Genomic DNA, 18,441 nt, shown 5'->3' with positions numbered 1-18,441 from the left:
TATTATTCTAACGAAAAAAATCAAAAAGTCAATAGATTTATCGACTTTTTTTCGTTCACTCTTAAATTCATTTATTTTTTATTATTAGAAAAATAAAAAATATTTTTGCCGAAAAGTGCGCTTAATATAAAGAGGGGCGAAACCCTTAAAGCGGGCAATGCTTATTGGGCCTCGTCCCTTTTCTTTTTTAATATACGTCGCGCTTTGTAAACACCATAAACGCGATGGCAAGCGCTGCAACTCCCCACACCGCTAACACCGTCATGGAAAAGCCAAGCGTCATTCCGTTAATCGGCGGCGCTGTTCCGTTGATGTAATCCGTAAGACGGAGGTTGACCATAAACAAATATTTTGCCGATTCCCATGAGGACACCATATTGGACAAAATCGCTCCGGAAATCAATGCCGCAAGCATAATGCCCATTACCGCGGCGGTGCTGCGCATCAATACAGAAAGCATGAACGTCAATGTTCCAACGACAATCGAAACAAACCAGGCAAGCCCTAGTTCGATTAACACGTACTTCCATTGCGGAAGCAAATGAACCCCTTCCGTATTTAGCTCTTCCCCGTTAATGGTGAAACCGGTGAGCAATGGCAGACGCCATCCTTGATACCCGAATACCATTCCTGAAATCAAATAAGAAAGCAAGGCGACTATTAGCAAAATAAACGAAATCGCTAAAAGAAGAGCTATGTATTTGCTAAGCAAAATCGTTCCCCTTTTCACCGGCCTTGTCAACAAAAGCTTGATCGTTCCACCGCTTGCTTCCGATGATACTAAATCAGCGGCAACGACCATGACTAAAAGCGGGAGAAACAAATCGATCGCGTTTTCGATAAACATGCGCATAAACGTCGGCGCGCCAGGGGCGGATGGGTTAATGTCATGCTCTAAATAGTATTGCTGCTGTTGGAGGCGGATTTGCAAATATTTCCGCCATTCCTCCGAGATGCTGCTCGAATTCAGCCGATTTTGCGCGTCGATAATTTGCTGCTGAAGCTGCGTCCGCCAATCACTCGTCCCTAAACGTTCTTGCAACTCCTTAACCTGCTTGAATTGCGCGTACGTAAAAAGGGAAACGAGCACAGCGACGATCGCAGCAATGACAAACAGACGTTTTTTGCGGACAATTTTTAACATTTCGTTGTATACGAGATTATTCAATTGTCTCTCCTCCCGTTAATTCGATAAACAAATCTTCGAGCGTCGGCAGTTTCGGCTGGATCTCATGGACGGCAACCCCTGCTTCGACAAGCTTCTTGTTCCAAACGGAAAGTTTTTTTGGTTCGTATGGGGTGATCAGCGTGTCCCCATCTGTTCGAAAAATCGACGTTTCCGCCGCCAATATCGCTTTTGCCGCCTCCAGCGGCTCGGCCTTCCAGACGACACGCGCTTGTTCTTTTAACAAATGTTCCACCGTATCAATCCGTAGCATCGTCCCTTTCGCCATAATTGCCACGCGGTCACACATCAGCTGAATTTCACTTAATAAATGGGAGGACACTAAGACGCTTAATCCTTCCGTTTCTGCCAAAAAACGGATAAATTCGCGCATCTCGCGAATGCCGACAGGATCAAGCCCGTTGGTCGGCTCGTCCAAAATCAGCACTTTCGGTTTTCCCAACAGCGCCTGGGCAATGCCGAGGCGCTGCCGCATTCCAAGCGAATACGTGCTAACACGATCATGAATGCGGTGTTGCAGCCCAACCAATTCGACCACTTCGTTCATTCGCTTTTTCGGAATACCTGGAACCATGCGCGCGAAATGCTCAAGGTTTTCCCAGCCGCTTAAATACGGATATAACTCGGGATTTTCGACGATGCAACCGATATGGCGAATCGCTTTCGTAAACTGGCGCTCAAGGTCATATCCGCAAATGGAAATCCGCCCTGATGTCGGCTTGATGAGCCCGACAAGCATGCGGATCGTTGTCGTTTTTCCTGCGCCGTTTGGCCCTAAAAAGCCGAACACTTCCCCTTCCTTTAGCTCAAAGGAAATGCCTTTAATGATTTCTTTGCGGCGAATCGTTTTGCGCAAATTTTCAACGATTAATGTCGCCTGCTTCGTCACTTTTCGTCCCCCTCTGTGAATGTAATTAAGGAAGCGACGCGTTCGCCAATCCGCTTGTAGCCTTCCTTATTCGGATGGAAATGATCGCTGTACAAATAATCATTGACATGAAGCGCAAACAAATCGAACGTTGGAACAGCGATAATATTGGAATAGCGAGCCGCCGTTTCTGCCGAAGCAAAATTCCACTGCCTTACGATCGCTGACGTTTGCTTCGCAGCGCCGAGGTCGCTAAACGGATTGTAAAGCCCGATGTAAAAAATGACGGCATCTTTGTTGACGCGGCGAATCGTTTGAAAAATGCGATCTAAATTGCGCAAATACGAAACTTTTGCTTGCTCGATCTGCTTTGACGCAAGTTTAAGCGCTTCCCCGCCTTGAAATAAATCGTTGCCGCCGATCGTCATGACAATAATGTCGGCTAGTTTTAGCTGCCGCTCGATTTCGGCTTGTCCTAATTGTTTAAGAAGTCCGGCCGACCGCTGCCCCTTAATGGCCAAGTTTGTGACACGAATCGGCTTCGTTGTTTTTTTGCGAAGATGATCAACCATATAGCCGACATATCCTTTTCCGCTTTCGTCTCCCGTTCCTCTTGTCAACGAGTCACCGAGGGCGACAATATAAATTTCACGGTTGTCCGTTTTTTGCTCTTTTGTATATTTTGTCGTGCCTGCCGGCGGTGCTGCAGCAGAAAAAAATTGGTCTTGAATGGTCATGGCAAGGCCGCCAAGCCATAATATTCCCGCTAGCGCGGATACAATCGTGATAGTGCCTACAATACCGCGTCGCATGCAATCATCCTTTCTTTTTGCCTTTATTTCTTTATCATACAACATTTTTTTGACGTTGCCTAACGTACGGTTTTTTCACAAAAAAACAGCTTGGTGATATCACCAAGCCCATTATTTTGAACCATTTTCATGGATGACCGCTTGTTCAAATCGGTATCTCATCCCCCGAGAATTTTCGAATAGAGGAACCGTCCTTGAAAACAGCTTTGCATCAGAAACAGCATACTAACCTTGGCTGATTGTCTTTTGCAGATAATCGACAATTCCCAGCGAACATACTTGCAGATCGAGGCGGATGATATCGTGCGCTTCGGATGCCGCTGGAATATGTTTTGCTTGCAAAAAGGCGTTGACCTCTTGATATAACGCTTGAAACACCGCTTCCGCTTTTTCGTGCATCGGCGCGCCGTATTGTTCCGCCATCACCTTTTCCCCCGCTTCGACAAACTTTGGAAGCCAAAAGCGAAGCTGTTCGAACGCCGTGCGAGGGTTTTCTAGCATGCCAAAATGACCGAAATAAATGCGTTTAGGTTGGAGCTGTTCGAGACGTTCAGCCGATTGCAGCATCGCCTCTGGTCGAAATTGATTCGGAGAAGTGGACGGCAAGCAATATTCCAATCCATTTTTCAGCAACTGCGGATAAAATACCCCGATCGTATCGCCAGTGAAAACGCCGCGGCTGCGCGAATCGTAAATCGAAAAATGATGGTTGGCATGGCCAGGCGTATCGAAAAACGTCAACGCGCGCTTGTCGCTGAGCGTAAGTGTATCGCCATCTTCTTTTACGATAAGACGATCCTCTGGAACCGGCAAAACGGGGGAAAACAATTCATCAAATTTCTCCCCATACACCGCTTTCGCCCCAGCGATTAATCGCGACGGTTCCGCCAAATGCCGCTTCCCTTTCGGATGGACGATGACACTGGCGTTCGGGCACTTTTCTAGCAGCACCCCGACACCGCCAGCATGATCCAAATGAATATGTGTCACAATAATATAGCGGATATCCGCCGGATCGATATGAAGCGCTTCCAATCCTTTTAATAAATGAGGAACGGAAGGGCTTGGCCCCGTCTCGATAATGGTGAGCTCCTCTTCGTGAAGCACATATGTACCGGTACGCTTAGCAACTCCTAAATCATACAAATCAATCATGGAAATGCCATGTCCTAAATCAACTGGCTTTTGCATAATGTCATCTCCCATTTTTATATTTATTTTAATATTCTAACAAATAAAAAAGAGAATCTCCACAATAAACAAGGCATAAACGATTTCAGATTACCCATCTTCCATCGTTTATGCCTTATGCGATCTACCATTCAAAGCATTTCGTCTATATCTTCTCGTATTGTTTTTGCATAAAGATTAACTTAAACAGGCTGTTTCTCCATCCCAGCTCAAGGTTATAGAACGCTTATATCCTCTATCCATCCGTTTTGGCTTTTTCGATCCATGACATTTCATTTCTTTTTATGACGCAAGATCATTAGATAGCGACATTTTCCGATGATTGCGAACTGCCAACCATATCGAAACAGCCCAACCGAACACGATAGCGCCGTATATGGCTGGATACCATTTGTCAGGAGCCTCCCACGCATGAAGCAATGTGCGAACATTAGTAAAAATGATTAATCCTCCAACTAATACCCCAAGCAAATGGGATGGTAGCTTGCGGACGAGCCACGCGGCGATTGGCGCGGCGATAATGCCTCCTAACATGAGTGTCCCTACCCAAAACCAATTGACTTGCTCCCAACCTAACGAAATGACAAATCCAATGGTAGCGGATAAAGCAACGGCAAACTCCGATGTATCGACCGTCCCAACGACTTTTCTCGCTTCCATTCCTTTGTTGGCGAGAAGAACAGGGGTGGAAATCGGGCCCCATCCTCCCCCGCCGGTCGCATCGAGAAATCCAGCCACTAAACCAAGAGGGACAAGTTGCTTATTCGAAAACTTTCGTGGCGGTTGTTGATCTTGTCTAGCAGAAAGGAACAAAAACCGGTACATGATGTAAAATCCAAGCGCCAACAAAAATAAAGAAACATATGGTTTAATGAGATCTCCTGGAAGATTGCTTAAAAAGCAGGCGCCGACAAACGCGCCAAGCGAGCCGGGAATAATTAATTTAATCACCATGTCGCGGTCGACGTTTCCGAATTTCATATGCGACACGCCCGAAGCTGCGGTTGTGGCCACTTCCGCTAAATGCACCGAGGCAGAGGCGACCGCAGGAGTAATTCCAAATGCGAGCAACAGTGTTGTTGATGTAACCCCGTATGCCATTCCGAGCGAACCGTCAATGAGCTGCGCGATAAATCCGACAATCACAAATATGATTAATTTTTTCACTCTATTCTCCCTCCATCTGAAATGCTCGAATATTTTTATCAATTAATACATTAATGCCAAGTATTCATAGTTGTCAACTTTGAATTGTAAAAAAAATAAAATAGGGGGGTTCAACATCATCATCCGGACCCTATTTTACCTAAATTTCATCATTCATAAAATCATAAAAAAAGGGCACAGGAGAAGACTGCTAAAGCAATCTCTTCCGTGCCCTCTTTTCTGTTTAAAATTTCGCTTGATATTGTTCAATTTCCCAAGCGTGTACAGCGGTACGATAGCTATCCCACTCCGCTTTTTTCATGGCAACATATTCCTGAAATACATGTTCCCCAAGCGTTTCGCGACCGATCGTGCCATTTGCAAACTCTTCCACTGCCGTTCCTAAATTTTCCGGCAGATTTTCAATGCCAAGCAGAGCGCGGCGCTCTTCTGTCATATGGAAAATATCTTCATCAATCGGCGCCGGAGCTTGCAATCCTTTTTCCACTCCATCCAAACCAGCGGCAGCAATAATGGCAAACGCAAGGTAAGGGTTAGCCGACGGGTCTGGACAGCGGAGCTCGACACGGGTCGCCATGCCACGTTTGGCCGGGATGCGGATTAACGCCGAACGGTTTGACGCCGACCACGCAATGTAACAAGGAGCCTCATATCCCGGGACAAGCCGTTTGTACGAGTTTACTAGCGGGTTCGTGACGGCGGCAAAGCTTTTGACATGCGCAAGCAAACCAGCGATAAACTGATAAGCCGTTTCCGACAATTGGTTTTCATCATTTGGATCAAAAAACGCATTTTCCCCGTCTTTAAATAGCGACATGTTCACATGCATGCCGGAGCCATTGATGCCGAACACCGGCTTTGGCATAAACGTGGCGTGCAGCCCATATTTATTAGCGATCGTTTTTACAACCCACTTATATGTAGTTGCATTATCTGCCGCCCCTAGCGCATCGGCATATTTGAAGTTGATTTCATGCTGTCCTTCTGCAACTTCGTGGTGGGATGCTTCGATCGTAAAACCCATCGCCTTCAGCGCGCGGTAAATTTCTAAACGAACGCGCTCGCCGAGATCTTTTGGAGACGGCTCGAAATATCCGCCGCTATCATGAAGTTCTGTCGTCGGCTTTCCGTTTTCGTCCGCTTTGAATAAAAAGAATTCCAATTCTGGGCCGACAGAAATCGCATATCCTTTTTCCGCGGCACGTTCCACTGTTTTCTTTAAAACATTGCGTGGATCCCCTTCAAACAGAGTTCCATCAGGATTGAGAACAGAACAAAGGAAACGGGCTTCAGCATATCCTTCTTCCACTGTCCAAGGCAATACAGCAAATGTGTTTAAGTCAGGAAGAAGATAAAGGTCGGATTTGTTGATAGGGGAAAATCCTTGAATCGAGGAGCCGTCAAACATGATTTTTCCTTCCACGACATCATCAAGCTGCTCCGCCGTCACCGTAACGTGCTTTAAAATTCCTTCGATGTCGACAAATTGCAGATGCAAAAGCTCAACATGCTTTTGCTTGATCGTTTCTTTGATTTGCTCAAGCATTGCCACCTGATCGCTTGTAGGAGAAACCATCACCTTTGACATGTTACATTACCTCACATTATAGTGTTTATTTTTATAACATGCCTTTATTATAGGAGAGAAGATTGTATTTGGCAATACTTTTTTTATTAATTTTTCTGTATTTTTATAAACATTAACAAGAAAACGTTTTCAAAAAATATTATAAATGATTGGGTGATTGTATATTTATGCTTTTTGCTAATAAAAAAGATAGCCGCTGATAAAGGATTCATCAACATCCTTTTAGGCAGCGGCCATCATAAATATACGTCATCGTTATTAAGCGAACGGTTAAGATCAACGCCCTGGCGATCGTTAGTTTGATAGAAAACGCGATAATTAAGAAAACAAACAGTAATGGAAGAAATGGCGGCAACAACAAGAAGAGTAAATACGATAAAAATTTGATATTTCACCGCAGCGATCGGTTCCGCCCCCGCTAAAATCATTCCCGTCATCGTTCCGGGAATTTGTACAAGCCCCATTGTTTTTAAAGAATCGATCGTCGGAATCATCGCGATTTTGACCGCGTACTGTTTTATATTGTCATGTTTCCCCTGCTTCATCGTTTCTAATACGACGCTTGCAGCGACCATTGCTGTTCCGGAAAACATGCCGGCAACCGGGATTATGTATCGCGCCTGAAACGGAATAATACGGCAAATCAGCCATAACATAATCGGAATCCCGACAGAAACGATCATGCTGAAAAAAACAAGAAAAAACGTTCGTTTTGTATCATTTCCCCGCCTTGAAACGTTGAATGAAGCGACAGCAACCATCAATAGCACATAACCAATAATGACATACCATTTTTCGAGCGAAAAAAGATAGGAAATGCAATATCCTAATATAAGGAGTTGAACAAATCCGCGCAATGAAGACCAAATAATGTCTTTTTCCAGTTTTAATGACTGTCGGTAAGATACAAATACCGGCACAAGAATAAACAGCCATATGACAAAAAGCGACGTATGACTGATTTCGTTCAATCAAAGCACCTTCTTTCTCGTAGCAGCTAGTCCATCTGCCGCTGCCGCCATGACCCTGATGGAATAAGCGGAAGGTGTGCGGCTTTGCTTTTCGGATATACATATACATACCCTTCGAGCGGCTGTTCCAAATCTTTAATCCAAACCCGTTCGTACTCGTTATTTTGCCCGCCTTCTTCATACCCTTCGAGCTCATCCATCGCTTGCATCCCCTCTTCCGTTACCGTCAACCATTCGCCAACCACCTCTCCTTCTTCTTCGATAACGAGCGCGGGATATTCGCCGACATGATAAAGACGTCCTTTCACTTTCCCCGGCTGGATGTCGCGGATGTACGGCGCCGCGACATGATGGTTTTCCTCTCCAACTAGCAGCGTTCCGTACACAAATACTCGATGCAGCAGCGGTCTCATTTCTTTTCCTCCTTCAATATTTACATAATAATATTATGGTTATTAATAGAGAGTAGAAAATGATATCTAAATATCTGGATATCTACTACTTACCATGCCGAAAAAACAAAAACAATGGAAGCTTTACCTCTTCCCCATCCTTTCAGCTCTAAAGCTGCGCTAGTGTCCATTTGTCTTTTTCGGCAGAAACGGACCGCCGCAAAACAAAAGTGATACCGCCAAAAGCGATATCACTTTTTATTTTCAGTGTAAAAAGGAGCACCCATACCGTTCCGTAGCAAGACATGATGCTTGTTTTATGCCAATCGATCGATGCAGGAATGTCAAGAGCCAATTACTCTTTCCACTTAATGCTGCAACCGATGCTTGGCTTTTGTTTTTCTGGCACTGGTTCATTGTTTAATAATGCATCAAGAGCGGCACGAATCGACTCGCCTGTAACTGGGATGCCATTGTTTGGTCTTGAATCGTCCAATTGTCCGCGATAGACACATTTTAAGTCGCGGTCAAACACATAAAAATCTGGGGTGCACGCCGCTTGATACGCTTTTGCCACTTCTTGTGTTTCATCAAATAAATATGGGAATGGATATCCTAGCTCTTCCGCCACTTTTTTCATGTTTTCCGGCGAGTCTTCCGGATATTTTTCGACATCGTTCGAGTTAATCGCGACAAACGTCACCCCTTTTGGCTGATAATCGTTGGCAAGGCGGACGAGTTCATGCTGCACGTGTTTGACAAACGGGCAATGGTTGCAAATAAACATGATCACCGTTGCGACATCCGATTTGATGTCTTCCAAACGGACTGTTTTTCCATCAACCGCATTCACCAGTTCAAACGATGGCGCTTTTTTTCCTAACGGGAACATGTTCGATTCAACTGCCGGCATACATCCACACCCTTTCCAAATCCATGTTTGTTTTATTATACCAAAGCAACAAAGTGAATCACAAATCTCCCGCCTAAATGGATGAACGAGGGGGGTACATAGCATCCATGCCATTCGCGTCGCTCATCCGCGCGTTCGGTTATATTTATATCGAAAATGAAGAAAACATTTCCGCGAAATCATCGACAACAAAAAACGCTAAAATCCTGCAGGCAAATCAATAGACATTTTTTTGAAATTGAAACATAATGAAAATAAATTATTTTATCGTTTTATGGGAGAATTTCCTAAAAAACGCATAGATAACGAAAGGATGTTTTTAATGCGCCTTAAATTAAGCGTTTTAGACCAATCACCTATCGCAGAAGGCATGACCGCGGAAGAAGCGTTAGCGAATACTGTTCGGCTCGCGCAATTTGTCGAGGAGCTCGGCTATGAACGTTTTTGGGTATCGGAGCATCACGATACAAACAGCCTCGCCGGTTCGTCTCCAGAAGTGCTTCTTGGCCATATTGGCGCGAAAACGTCGCGCATTCGCATCGGTTCCGGCGGAGTCATGCTTCCGCATTATAGCGCCTACAAAGTAGCAGAAAACTTTAAAGTGCTCGAAGGTCTTCATCCCGGCCGGGTCGACTTAGGCGTCGGAAGGGCGCCAGGCGGCATGCCGATCGCGACGATCGCCTTGCAGGAAGGAAAGCGAAGAGATATAGACCGCTATCCAGAGCAGATTGACGATTTGCTTGCTTATTTGCATAACGATTTGCCAGAAAAACATCCATTACATGGGCTAAAGGCGACGCCAAACGTTCAGACAGCGCCTGATGTTTGGCTGCTTGGCTCAAGTTCATCCACCGCACTCCTTGCTGCGCAAAAAGGGTTGCCGTATGTGTTTGCCCAATTTATTAACGGCGAAGGCGGGGAATATTATACGAAATTGTACCGCGAACGGTTTGTTCCATCAAAATATTTGAACAAGCCGCGCAATATGGTCGCTGTGTTCGCCATTTGCGCCGAAACGGAAGAAAAAGCGGAATGGGTAGCATCAAGCCTTGATTTATCGCTGTTGATGATTGAGCAAGGCATGGTGTCGAACGGCACGCCAAGCCCAGAAAAAGCAATGGCTTATCCGTACAGCCCGTATGAACGCAAACGGATTGTCGAAAACCGCAAACGAATGATCGTCGGCGCGCCGAAACAAATCAAAGAACAGCTTTTCCGATTAAGCGAGGCATACGAAACAGACGAAATCATGTTAGTCACGATTACGTATGATTTTCAAGATAAATTGACGTCATTCCAATTAATTGCCGAAGAATTATGGGGGTAGAGAAACAAAATGAAAGTGATTTCTGTCAACGTCGGCGCGCCGCAAACGGTGATGATCGATGGAAAACCGCTCACAACGGGGATTTATAAAAAAACTGTGTTCGAACCGCTCTTCGTTACAAAACGCAACTTTGTCGGAGACGGACAAGCGGATTTAGTGCATCACGGCGGATATGACAAAGCGATTTGCGCCTATCCATCCGAGCATTTTTCCGAATGGGAAAAACGGTATCACCGCCCGTTTTCCCCTGGCGCGTTCGGAGAAAACCTTACGTTAGAAGGACTTACAGAAGAGCAAGTATGCATCGGCGATATTTTTTCCGTCGGAACCGCCGTCATTCAACTGTCCCAGCCGAGACAGCCTTGCTTTAAGCTCTCCAAACGGCACGGTCTTCCGGATCTTCCACTTGCGGTGCAGCAAACGGGACGAACCGGTTTTTATTTTCGCGTATTACAAGAAGGAACCGTTCAGCAGGGGGATAAACTCACACTCGTTGAACGCAGCCAAACACGTTTATCTGTACAATATGTCAACCATATTTACTATGTAGAAAAAACAAACGTCGAAGCAATGCAAAAAATCATCGCGGAACCAGCCTTGTCGGAAAGCTGGCGCAAAACGTTTACAACGAGACTTTCCGCCATTGCTAATGAATAAACGACTTGTACGCATGTGTACAAGTCGTTTTTATGATACCTCTTCTTTTTGCAAATAATGATGGTACAAATCATAATAAAACCCTTTTGCTGCTAGCAGCGATTCGTGCGTGCCTTGTTCGATAATTTTCCCTTCATGCAAGACCAGAATGCGGTCCGCGTTTTGAATCGTATTGAGCCGATGGGCAATGACAAAACATGTCCGACCTCTCATCAGCCGTTCGAGTGCTTCCTGAATTTTCATTTCGGTTACTGTATCGATATTGCTTGTTGCTTCGTCTAAAATTAAAATCGACGGGTTTGCCACCATCGCCCTGGCGATTGCCAACAGCTGTCTTTGGCCTTGGCTGATGCCGCTGCCATCTTGTTTTAACACCGTGTCATAACCGTTTGGCAGCTTCATAATAAACGAATGCGCGTTCGCCCATTTTGCCGCCTGCTCGACTTCCTCGTCGCTCGCGTCTAATTTTCCATAGCGAATATTGTCGCGAATCGTCCCTTCAAACAAAAACGTATCTTGCAAAACAAACGCCATATGGGCGCGCAGACTTGCACGTTTAATCGAGCGACTATCGTGCCCGTCAATGAAAATATGGCCGCGATCCGGATCGTAAAAGCGGGCGAGCAGTTGCAAAATCGTCGTTTTCCCCGCACCAGTCGGACCAACGAGCGCTGCCGTTTCTCCCGGAGAAACGGAAAAGCTGACGTCGCGAATGGCGTTTTGTTGTTTGTCATAGGAAAACACGACATGGTCAAATTCTACTTTTCCTTGTATGCGGTCAAGCGAGATTGCTCCTGTTTCGTCCCGTTCTTCTTTTTCCATATCCAAAATTTCAAATACCCGTTCCGCTCCGGCCAATGCCGAAAGCAGTGTATTCCATTGGTTCGCCAAATCGTTTAACGGGCGGGTAAATTGGCGCGCGTATTCGGCAAATACGACGATAACCCCAATGGAGATCATTCCTTTTAGTGCTAAAATACCGCCGACGCCGGCAATAAGCGCGAAGCTTAAGTTGTTTAAAAAGTTCATTAGTTTCGGGATAAATCCAGAATATGTTTGTGCCCAAAATCCCGCTTGCTTCAATGTTTCGTTTTTCCGCAAAAATTCGTCAATCATTCTCCGTTCTTGCGCAAACATTTTCACGATTTTTTGCCCGGAAATCACTTCTTCAATAAATCCATTCATCTCTCCTAAACAGCGCTGCTGCTCGCGAAACCGTTTTTGCGTGCGGTTTGTAATCCATCTCATCCCAATGTACATCAGTGGGACAACAAGTAAAGTGATAAATGTTAAAAGCGGACTTAGCCAAAGCATGACGCAGATCGCTCCAACAAGCGTAAGCGTGCTCGATATCACTTGAATAGCCGTGCTGTTAAACGTTTGGCTCATATTTTCGATATCGTTCGTTATCCGGCTCATTAATTCCCCTTGCTGGCGCTTGTCAAAAAACGAAATCGGCAGTTCATGAAAATGACGGAACAACCGCTGTCGGATGGCATAAATCGTTTTTTGGGCGACCTTGATCATCCAGTAGCCTTGCAAAAAAGTGGATACAGAAAGTGACGCATAAATAAAAAGAAGAAGCGCTACAACAAGAAAAAAGCCGTCCGCCCGCTTCTCAACGATATAGGCATCAATCACCCTTCCTACTACGTATGGACCAAGAAGGCTTAAACAGGAACTAACGATCACCATTGCGATAACGGCAATAAGCCATTTTTTTTGCGGAGCAAGAAACGACCAAAGCCGCTTCAATGTTCCGATGTTGTCTTTTGCTTGCTGCTTTTGCCCCACCGTTGCCATTGTGCCATGTCGCAGTCGCAACATTATGTTCCCTTCTTTCCAAACTGTGATTCTACGATTTTCCGGTACAGCTCGCTTTTCTCTAGCAGCTCATCATGGCTGCCTTTTGCTAAAAGCTTTCCGTCATCCAGCAAGAAAATCGTATCTGCTTTCATCGCTGTTTGAATTTTTTGCGTCACAATGAATGTCGTGCACGTATACGCCTTTAACGCCTGTAGCAATTTTGCCTCCGTTTTTAAATCTAAAGCGCTTGTGCTGTCATCAAGCAATAAAATTTTTGGCATTCCAACGAGCGCCCTCGCGATCGAAAGACGCTGTTTCTGCCCTCCGGACAAGTTCACTCCTTTTTGCCCAATCACTGTGTCATATCCATCCGGAAACTTCATAATCGTATCATGGATTTGCGCATGTTTCGCCGCTTGGATAATCTCTTCCATCGAAGCGCGCTCGTTTCCGAGACGGATGTTTTCGGCAATCGTGCCGGAAAACAGCAATACTTCCTGTGGAACAACACGGATGAATGCACGCAATTGTTCTTGCTTCATTTGCCGAACATCGACGCCATCGATCATCACCCGCCCGCCCACCGGATCATATAGACGGGGAATCAACTGAAGCAGCGACGATTTTCCTGAACCGGTTGCACCTAAAATCGCCACTGTTTCATGAGGACGAACAACAAATGAAATATCTTTTAAAACGAGAGCGCGGCTATTTGGATAACGGAATGACACGTGTTCAAAGCGGACTTCTCCTTGTCCGGAGACTTTATCGCTTGCCTGTTTCTCATCTTCGATATCCACTTTCACGCTTAACACGTCGGCAACACGACCAGCCGATGCTTTAGCGCGCGAAAATGCCATTATAATAAATGTAAACATCGATAACGCTGCAGTAATGCGAGTCGCATAATTAACAATTGCCACTACTTGCCCCGCTGTCGCACTTCCTGATTGAACGTCAATGCGGCCGACAAAAAGAATGACGATCATCGCCATATTCATGACAAATAATAATGCGGGAGTAATCGTTTCTACTAAACGCAACACGCTGATCGTTCGTTCCATCAACGTTTCGTTCTCCTTCATAAACCGCTTTTGCTCGTATGTTCCCCTCATCCATGCCTTAATGAGGCGCATCCCCGCCAAATTTTCGCGCATCACACTATTGACGCGGTCGAGCGCTTGCTGCACGATCGAAAAAGATGCTGCCGCTTTTGTCATCATCCATAAAAGAAACGCGACCAATATCGGAACGGCAACGGCAAATACAAGCGCCAACTGAACATGAACGACAAAAGACATAACTACCCCAAATAAAACAAGAAGCGGCGCCCGCAAAGCAATACGCAAACTCATAAACACCATATTTTGCATTTGCGTCACATCGTTCGTCATTCTTGTGATGAGCGAAGCGGTCGGAAAGCGTTCCAAATCGGCAAACGAAAACGATTGAATTTTTTCAAACAAATGCTTGCGAAGCAAAAACCCGTACTCTTGGCCAACATAGGCAGCGGCAAATGAATTGGCAATCCCCGAAGCAAGCGCCAAAAACGAAGTGCCGAGCATGACCGCTCCCCACATCCAAACAACAGAAAGGTTTTTCGTCATCACCCCATTGTCAATAATTTTCTCCATCAACAACGGCTGCCATAATTCCACTAACAGCTCAATGAACATAAGCGACCAAGCAGCGATCATCCATTTGCGATACGGTTTTAAGTAAGATAACACTTGCTGCATTCTTTCACTCCCCCGCGCCTATGATGTAACTTTTATTCTACTTGCAAAAAACATATTTTACAATTTTCCGATACTCCTCAAAGCGAATTGCCGGGGGAGATGTCTCAGACAATCATTTTCCATGTGTTTTGTTGGTGAAAATCGCACAAATGGTCAATCCCGTTTCCGCGCTTCAGTCCAAATTTGCATCAACGTTTTTTGATCTACAATCGCTCCATACGAAGAAGCGAAAAACGGAATGACATCTTGTTCGCTCTCTACGATTGGAAATAATTTATGAAATTTCGCGATCATCAATAGCTTTTCTATCGTTTTATTCGAAGAAACAGTAAAGATCACTTTCTTTTGTTTGGAAACTTCCTTTTTTAAAAAATGGATTAATAGCGCCAAACCGGTACTATCAATAAACAGGAGATTGCTGACGTCCATCACGACGACGTCCCCTTTCATTTCGGACAGCGCCATTTCAATCATTTGCCTCGCAAGTTGCTGCGTATTGTAAACTAGCTTCCCTTTCAACGATATTTTTCCATATTGTTCTGACGATGTCATCTCCAACTCAAGAGTGGATATCCGACTATCCATTGCGCCCTCTCCTCATTCTCATCGCAATCGCGCATTTTCCATTTTCTTGACGTTCGAACCATATATCATCCATCGTTTCTTTTATCAGCAAAAGCCCGCGACCAGATTCCGCAAGCAACAAATCTTCAAGGCTTTTCTCCCTCATTCGTTCCAGCTGTTTGATCGGAATTCCATCCCCTTCATCCGCAACTGTTACAGTTACATCCTCCTCCGTAATTCGCAAAGATAATAAAAACGTCTTCTTTGCCGCTTCCTTCCCCAATTGCTTGATTGCTTCCACCGAATTAATGACAGCTTCGTGAACAGATAACACGAACATATCGCAATCTTGAACCGAAAGAAAACGGGCAATTTGTTCCGCCAGCAAATCGCAAAAATCAATGGCCTCATCTGTCGCTACACATTGTATTGTCATTTCGTACATGGTTTCGCACCTACTCTGACATGATTCATCACAGGAATGTTATTGAATCGTAATCGATAATAAACATATATCATCGGCGGGATTCGCTGGTGACCGATCGCGATCGATCAACATGCGCAAAAATTGTTTATCTGGCAAATGACTATACATTTTTGCATAGTGGCGAATTTTATTCATGCTTTGCAAAATAGACGGGTCGATTTCCTCCAAAATCCCGTCTGTATATAAAAACAATCTTGTCCGCCGCCGATAACGAATAATCCCCTTTTCAAACGGAACGGAAAACGGACTGCCGATCGCCAACCCGCCTTTATCCAACTCAATGACTTCTCCATCTTCCGTAATTAACAATCCAGCTGGATGCCCGGCATTCGTATATTCGATCTGCTTTTTTTTCGTATCAATGACTAAATAAATCATCGAAAATAAATATCTCAGTTCATTCGCATTGCTAGGGAATAAATTCCGCACATGATTTTCTAGCTCTATGGCGACATACACGGGGTCGATAACGCGCACAATCAACCCTCTTAACAGCGAGCGAAGCAGCATGCCGACGAGCGAAGAGGAAATGCCGTGTCCCATCACGTCAATAATAATGACGCCATAGCGATCATAATCAATTTGATAACACGCGTACATGTCTCCAGACAAGTCGTCCGACGGAATATAAATTGCATCCATCGTCACCGCACCGTTTTGTATCGGGGGCGTTAACACGCTTTGCTGAATTTTTTTCGCAAGCTCCACTTGCTTCTTATACTCCATTTCCTTTTGCTTTTGCTTTGTGATATCGTTGGCCATTATTATGTATCCTGTCACGTTTCCTCCCGAATCAGTGACCGAAATGACGGAATAAGCAACATCCACAAACGTCCCATCTTTTCGCCTTACCGTGCATTCCCCTGTTGCAATCCGCTCTTTTTCCTCTTTTAACGGATGAGAAAACATCGCCATACGTGGTAGCTGATCAGGAAATAACGAAACAAATTCCCGTCCGATGACTTCTTCGCGCTTCCATCCAAATAATGCTTCCGCCGCATTTCCCCATTCTTTTACAGCCATATTTTTGCACAATGAAATGACCGCAATTGGAGCAGTTTGATAAATGGCTTGAAGAATTTGTTCTGGTTCTGGCGAACAGATGGTTGTCTCAATATTCGAAAAACGCCAAATGTAAAATTCGTCCGCTGCACTTGTGAGCGCATAAACAGTTAATGTTTGCGCCAATTTCCGGTCATTGTCGACAAGATAATCGATTTCTCCTTCCCAATAGCCGTTTTCTAACACCGATTTCCATATGAATTCGTACTTCTCAACATGATGTTCATCGGAAACAAGAAGATAAAACGATTGACCGATTAACTGTTCCTTGGAGTAACCAGTTAACGCTACCGCTTCATCGTTTACCGCCACGATCATTTTATTCCGATCTGTAATGACAATTCCTTCGCCTGTACGATGGCCGTATGTTTTCCTTATCGCCTGTAAATCTAGCTTCACTATTGTTCAACCCTTTTTCATAGTAATCTTTCTTCTTGATCATTAAGCAAACATACACCGCATTCCGCTTCATGACAAAAGGTCGCCTTTAAAATAAGGAGACCAATTTTTCAAATTTCAAATATAAAAAGTTTTCTTTTTTATTTACTTCGCTTATCGTTCTTTTTTTCCTGCTTTTTATAAAAAAGAATGTGTTTTTATTGTTGTTTGAAAATGCGGCGACGAATGACTGCAACGATAAGCAAGCATAGCGGGATGACAATTTGCAACGGTACATGCATATAGATGGTGACAATTTTCAACCCTTCTCTAATATGTTCTGGATAGTTGCTCGCAATGGCAATAGACAACAGCAAAACCATCACCCCGAGCGGGTATACGAGGCGCTGATGATTTTGCACGCGAAATAAGTCCGCTGTCCCGATGACCGCCGCGTAAAAAAATACCGATACTTTAAAAAATCCGCCAATAATAAGGGCAATCATAAAAAATATGTCAAGACGTTCCAAAAAATTAGCAACTTGAATTTTCCGTATCGTATCTAAAAGCGGAAACGTGGAACGAACAGCAATATCCGCTCCGAGTACAGCAACGTTGATCGTCATAATAATCGCTAAATTAATGCCGCTTAACGCCATACCTGCAATCGCGACTTGTCTCATTTTTTTCGGGTTATTCATATATGGAAATAACATCGTAAAAACAATCATTTCCCCAAAGGGAACATAAAGCGTTTCCGTAAATACGACTTTCCACACTCTTTTCCATCCTTCTTCCAAAACTGGTTGCAGCCGATGAATATCCACTAACCCTGTGGAAATGATCAAGATAAACCCAGATACGGCAAGAAGATAAAGAAAGGTAAGAAACAACTCCCCCGTCCGCGCAACCACCTCGATCCCTTTGTATACGCCATACATCACCGCCAACATCATAATCGCGTTTAAAATAAAGAGCGGTGTTTCTGGATAGGCAAAGGTTAGCAACAGCTCGCCAAAATCTCGGAGCACGCGGGAAGCGATATAAAGAAAATAGACAATATATATAAACGCCAACACATTGCCGATCCAAGGCCCGGCAATGTATTGCGCATACGCAGTCAATGGAGCATCCGGATAGTAGCGATAGAGATGATAATAGACAAAAAACAATAATAAACCGAATATTAAACCTAATAAAATCGCAAGCCAAACATCCTGTTTTGCCCCTACGCCAAGCGGAATGACAATAGCGCTTCCGTGTTCAAACAAGACAATTAACACAAACAATTGCCGTGCGTTTATTTTCACCGGTTCCATTCCTTTCACCGTCC

At 44.6% G+C, this 18,441-nt stretch carries 18 protein-coding genes; 2 read left to right on the top strand and 16 right to left on the bottom strand.

The features are described 5' to 3' along the window. Nucleotides 1-187: 187 nt before the first annotated feature. The 10 genes from MWM02_RS08810 to MWM02_RS08765 form a co-directional block, all read right to left on the bottom strand. Nucleotides 188-1,168 carry an ABC transporter permease gene (locus MWM02_RS08810; protein ID WP_244403478.1) on the bottom strand — a complete coding sequence of 327 codons (981 nt, stop codon included), beginning with the start codon at nt 1,166-1,168 and terminating at the stop codon, nt 188-190. Next, on the bottom strand, nt 1,161-2,075 hold the full coding sequence (locus tag MWM02_RS08805; protein WP_244403477.1) for an ABC transporter ATP-binding protein: 915 nt from the start codon (nt 2,073-2,075) through the stop codon (nt 1,161-1,163). The genes MWM02_RS08810 and MWM02_RS08805 overlap by 8 nt, the downstream gene beginning before the upstream one ends. After that, on the bottom strand, nt 2,072-2,866 hold the full coding sequence (locus tag MWM02_RS08800; RefSeq protein WP_244403476.1) for an SGNH/GDSL hydrolase family protein: 795 nt from the start codon (nt 2,864-2,866) through the stop codon (nt 2,072-2,074). The genes MWM02_RS08805 and MWM02_RS08800 overlap by 4 nt, the downstream gene beginning before the upstream one ends. 225 nt (nt 2,867-3,091) lie before the next feature. After that, complete coding sequence (locus MWM02_RS08795; RefSeq protein ID WP_064551825.1) at nt 3,092-4,057, bottom strand: MBL fold metallo-hydrolase; 966 nt, start codon at nt 4,055-4,057, stop codon at nt 3,092-3,094. A gap of 282 nt (nt 4,058-4,339) precedes the next feature. Further along, nucleotides 4,340-5,224 (bottom strand): sulfite exporter TauE/SafE family protein, encoded by an 885-nt coding sequence (locus MWM02_RS08790; protein ID WP_064551824.1) that lies wholly within the window; start codon nt 5,222-5,224, stop codon nt 4,340-4,342. A gap of 223 nt (nt 5,225-5,447) precedes the next feature. Then, entirely contained in the window at nt 5,448-6,812 is a 1,365-nt protein-coding gene (gene glnA / locus MWM02_RS08785) for a type I glutamate--ammonia ligase (RefSeq protein ID WP_064551823.1), read from the bottom strand. A 236-nt stretch (nt 6,813-7,048) separates the two neighbouring features. After that, the gene (locus tag MWM02_RS08780) at nt 7,049-7,783 is read right to left on the bottom strand and encodes an ABC transporter permease (protein WP_064551822.1); all 735 of its coding nucleotides are present in this window, start codon (nt 7,781-7,783) and stop codon (nt 7,049-7,051) included. Nucleotides 7,784-7,809: 26 nt separating this feature from the next. Beyond that, nucleotides 7,810-8,196: a gamma-glutamylcyclotransferase family protein gene (locus MWM02_RS08775; RefSeq protein WP_244403475.1), complete on the bottom strand. Its 387-nt coding sequence runs from the start codon at nt 8,194-8,196 to the stop codon at nt 7,810-7,812. 148 nt (nt 8,197-8,344) lie between these two features. Beyond that, on the bottom strand, nt 8,345-8,530 hold the full coding sequence (locus MWM02_RS08770; RefSeq protein WP_064551820.1) for a hypothetical protein: 186 nt from the start codon (nt 8,528-8,530) through the stop codon (nt 8,345-8,347). Further along, entirely contained in the window at nt 8,531-9,088 is a 558-nt protein-coding gene (locus MWM02_RS08765) for a thioredoxin family protein (RefSeq protein WP_064551819.1), read from the bottom strand. Between the two features lie 322 nt (nt 9,089-9,410). Here MWM02_RS08765 and MWM02_RS08760 point away from each other — a divergent pair, with 322 nt between their 5' ends. Together MWM02_RS08760 and MWM02_RS08755 are read left to right on the top strand one after the other, a co-directional pair. Next, a complete protein-coding gene (locus MWM02_RS08760; protein WP_064551818.1) occupies nt 9,411-10,415 on the top strand; it encodes an LLM class flavin-dependent oxidoreductase in 1,005 nt (334 codons plus the stop codon). 9 nt (nt 10,416-10,424) lie between these two features. Further along, nucleotides 10,425-11,072 carry an MOSC domain-containing protein gene (locus MWM02_RS08755; RefSeq protein WP_244403474.1) on the top strand — a complete coding sequence of 216 codons (648 nt, stop codon included), beginning with the start codon at nt 10,425-10,427 and terminating at the stop codon, nt 11,070-11,072. 30 nt (nt 11,073-11,102) lie between these two features. Here the strand turns inward: MWM02_RS08755 and MWM02_RS08750 are convergent, their stop codons facing one another. From MWM02_RS08750 to MWM02_RS08725, 6 genes are all read right to left on the bottom strand, one after another. After that, a complete protein-coding gene (locus tag MWM02_RS08750; protein ID WP_244403473.1) occupies nt 11,103-12,899 on the bottom strand; it encodes an ABC transporter ATP-binding protein in 1,797 nt (598 codons plus the stop codon). Next, nucleotides 12,899-14,617, bottom strand: a complete 1,719-nt coding sequence (locus MWM02_RS08745) for an ABC transporter ATP-binding protein (protein ID WP_244403472.1) — start codon at nt 14,615-14,617, stop codon at nt 12,899-12,901. Before MWM02_RS08745 ends, MWM02_RS08750 begins: the two co-directional genes overlap by 1 nt. Nucleotides 14,618-14,770: 153 nt before the next feature. After that, the gene (locus tag MWM02_RS08740) at nt 14,771-15,202 is read right to left on the bottom strand and encodes an anti-sigma factor antagonist (protein ID WP_064551814.1); all 432 of its coding nucleotides are present in this window, start codon (nt 15,200-15,202) and stop codon (nt 14,771-14,773) included. Further along, on the bottom strand, nt 15,195-15,626 hold the full coding sequence (locus tag MWM02_RS08735; protein WP_244403471.1) for an ATP-binding protein: 432 nt from the start codon (nt 15,624-15,626) through the stop codon (nt 15,195-15,197). Before MWM02_RS08735 ends, MWM02_RS08740 begins: the two co-directional genes overlap by 8 nt. A 39-nt stretch (nt 15,627-15,665) precedes the next feature. Next, entirely contained in the window at nt 15,666-17,129 is a 1,464-nt protein-coding gene (locus MWM02_RS08730) for a SpoIIE family protein phosphatase (RefSeq protein WP_244403470.1), read from the bottom strand. 197 nt (nt 17,130-17,326) lie between these two features. Further along, nucleotides 17,327-18,427, bottom strand: a complete 1,101-nt coding sequence (locus MWM02_RS08725) for a GerAB/ArcD/ProY family transporter (RefSeq protein WP_064551967.1) — start codon at nt 18,425-18,427, stop codon at nt 17,327-17,329. Nucleotides 18,428-18,441: the final 14 nt, after the last annotated feature.

The sequence above is a fragment of the Parageobacillus sp. KH3-4 genome (assembly GCF_022846435.1).
Classification (GTDB): Bacteria; Bacillota; Bacilli; order Bacillales; family Anoxybacillaceae; genus Parageobacillus; species Parageobacillus thermoglucosidasius_A.
Note: the sequence above shows the minus strand (reverse complement) of the source record. Positions and strands in the feature narration are given on the sequence as shown.

Coding starts and splice junctions, on each gene's coding strand:
- glnA (WP_064551823.1), bottom strand. CDS start 6,812: ATGTCAAAGGTGATGGTTTCTCCTACAAGCGATCAGGTGGCAATGCTT.
- MWM02_RS08800 (WP_244403476.1), bottom strand. CDS start 2,866: ATGCGACGCGGTATTGTAGGCACTATCACGATTGTATCCGCGCTAGCG.
- MWM02_RS08725 (WP_064551967.1), bottom strand. CDS start 18,427: ATGGAACCGGTGAAAATAAACGCACGGCAATTGTTTGTGTTAATTGTC.
- MWM02_RS08750 (WP_244403473.1), bottom strand. CDS start 12,899: ATGTTGCGACTGCGACATGGCACAATGGCAACGGTGGGGCAAAAGCAG.
- MWM02_RS08760 (WP_064551818.1), top strand. CDS start 9,411: ATGCGCCTTAAATTAAGCGTTTTAGACCAATCACCTATCGCAGAAGGC.
- MWM02_RS08745 (WP_244403472.1), bottom strand. CDS start 14,617: ATGCAGCAAGTGTTATCTTACTTAAAACCGTATCGCAAATGGATGATC.
- MWM02_RS08755 (WP_244403474.1), top strand. CDS start 10,425: ATGAAAGTGATTTCTGTCAACGTCGGCGCGCCGCAAACGGTGATGATC.
- MWM02_RS08765 (WP_064551819.1), bottom strand. CDS start 9,088: ATGCCGGCAGTTGAATCGAACATGTTCCCGTTAGGAAAAAAAGCGCCA.
- MWM02_RS08775 (WP_244403475.1), bottom strand. CDS start 8,196: ATGAGACCGCTGCTGCATCGAGTATTTGTGTACGGAACGCTGCTAGTT.
- MWM02_RS08740 (WP_064551814.1), bottom strand. CDS start 15,202: ATGGATAGTCGGATATCCACTCTTGAGTTGGAGATGACATCGTCAGAA.
- MWM02_RS08795 (WP_064551825.1), bottom strand. CDS start 4,057: ATGCAAAAGCCAGTTGATTTAGGACATGGCATTTCCATGATTGATTTG.
- MWM02_RS08735 (WP_244403471.1), bottom strand. CDS start 15,626: ATGTACGAAATGACAATACAATGTGTAGCGACAGATGAGGCCATTGAT.